This window comes from Arthrobacter sp. I3 (genome assembly GCF_000520575.1).
Taxonomy (GTDB): Bacteria; Actinomycetota; Actinomycetes; order Actinomycetales; family Micrococcaceae; genus Arthrobacter; species Arthrobacter humicola_A.
Map to the genome: position 1 here is coordinate 1 of NZ_KI914977.1, position 1,914 is coordinate 1,914.

At 70.3% G+C, this 1,914-nt stretch carries 1 protein-coding gene and 1 pseudogene; both read right to left on the reverse strand.

Annotation, left to right across the window (positions count from 1 at the left end; translation table 11 throughout):
• A partial coding sequence (locus Y706_RS0122655; RefSeq protein WP_028278363.1) for a GTPase occupies positions 1–1,012 on the reverse strand: 1,012 nt, incomplete at its 3' end.
• Positions 1,009–1,914: pseudogene (locus tag Y706_RS27290) on the reverse strand (ABC transporter); the annotation flags it as partial. The gene Y706_RS0122655 and the pseudogene Y706_RS27290, both read right to left, overlap by 4 nt.

The window sequence follows — 1,914 nt, forward strand, 5'->3', positions numbered from 1 at the left end:
TGGCCAGCCAGCGGGTCACCGGCCAGCCCGTGCGCCGGGTTGCCTCCAGCCGGTAGGACCGGGCGACGGCGTCGACCACCAACGGCACATTGGCGGCCACAGCCAACTCCCCCGCCAGCCGGGCCTTGGACGCGGCCGTCGCGCCGGCGGCCGTCCCGCCACCAGCGGCCGTCGCGCCACCCGCGGGCAGGCCGGACGCCTCGGCAAGCCGGGCGGCGGCCAGCGTGACATCTGCCGCAAGTCGCTGTGACATCGCTTTACGCTGCATCGCCACCTGCCGGATCGCGGCCCGCACCTTGTCCACCCCCGTCCCCAGCACGGCGGAAGCCCCGAGGACCTGAACTTTGCCCAGCCCGTCCCGCGCCAGGATAGCTGTGAGGGATTCCAGGACCGGCCGGACCTCGTGCTCCGGGAGCCTGTCGATTTGGTTGAGCACCACGATCGTCACGGCCCCGTGCGAGGACAGCGGTGCCAGGAAATCGTTGTGCACGGCGGCGTCGGCATATTTCTGCGGATCGAGGACCCAGACGAGGACGTCCACGAGGCCCACCATCCGCTGCACAATCTCCCGGTTGGCGGCCCTGGTCGAGTCAAAGTCCGGCAGGTCCAGAAGGATCAGCCCGGTGTCGTCGTCGGCGAACCCTTTGATCGGCGCCGCAGCGTGGCGCTTTCGGACCTCCAGCCAATCCAGCAGCGCATCGCTGCCCTGGACGCCCCAAATGCCCGCGAGCGGCTCGGTGGTGGTCGGCCTGCGCACGGCCGCCGTCGCGATCTCCTCGCCGCTTACGGCATTGAAGAGCGATGACTTGCCGCTGCCTGTGGCTCCAAAAAACCCAACCACCGTGTGGTCTCCGGACAGCGACCGCCGCGAACTCGCGCGGTCGAGCACCTGCAGGACACCGGCCAGGGTTTCCTCCGGGAGGACTCCGGATGCGAGCTCCGTGGCGCTGTTGAGCGCTTCCAGTCTGCGATCGAGCTGGGACGCCTCGCGGGCGGCGCCATGACGGCTCATGACGTGGCCGCCAGCCGGCGCAGTGCCGCCGCATGGCCGGCAATGGCTGAGGGCGGCACGCCGCCGTCGACCTCGAGCCGGGTCAAGAACCGCTGGCACTCCGCCGTCAGCAGGCTCTGGCACCGCAGATGCAGGTCTTCGCGCGCGGTCCGGGCGAGCCGGCGGACGGCGTCCTCCCCGAATACTGCCTCCAGGAGGCGCTGACCCACGACGGCGGTGCCGCCGGCGACTCCGATCTCAAGCCCGGTCAGGCCCGCGGTCATGGAGAACACCACAATCATCAGGGCAGCGCCGAGGCCGTTGATGCCGAAAGACAACCAGCGGGCCTGGGTGCGCTTGCCCTGGCCTTCGGTGCGGATAAGTTCCATCAGGCTCCCCTGCCAAGCGCGGATTTCGGCCGCCACAGCGTCCGCGAAGCCCTCGGAGGCACCGGAAACATCGTCGGTGCCCAGCACCTGCCTGCCGGCGGGGTCTGAACGCCACCGCTGGTCGGTGTGCTCGGCGGCCTTGGCGGCTTGATCGACAATGACCGCCTGCAGTCCCGTTTCGATCGCGGTTTCCACCCTGACTGCAGGCGCCGGTTCACCCCGGACGAACGCGCCCACGCGGTCACGGAAGCGTCCGATGTTCTGTTCCATGGCGCGGAAGAACTCCCCGGTCCCGACGAAGTCCTGCCAACGTGCCAGCACTTCGCCGCGCAGCAGTGCGCCGTCGCGGGTGGCCTCAAGGATCCTGGCCACGGCGTCGTCATAGGCGTCGCGGGCGTCGGCTGCGAGAACATCGGCTGCGTGCTGCTGTTCGGACAGCGCCTGCTCCGCCGCGTCGACGCGGTGGGCGAGGGCGAGGAGGGTGCCGTTGAGGGTGCGCCGGGCTATTCCGGCCCGTCCCGCGGCGTCCCCTGC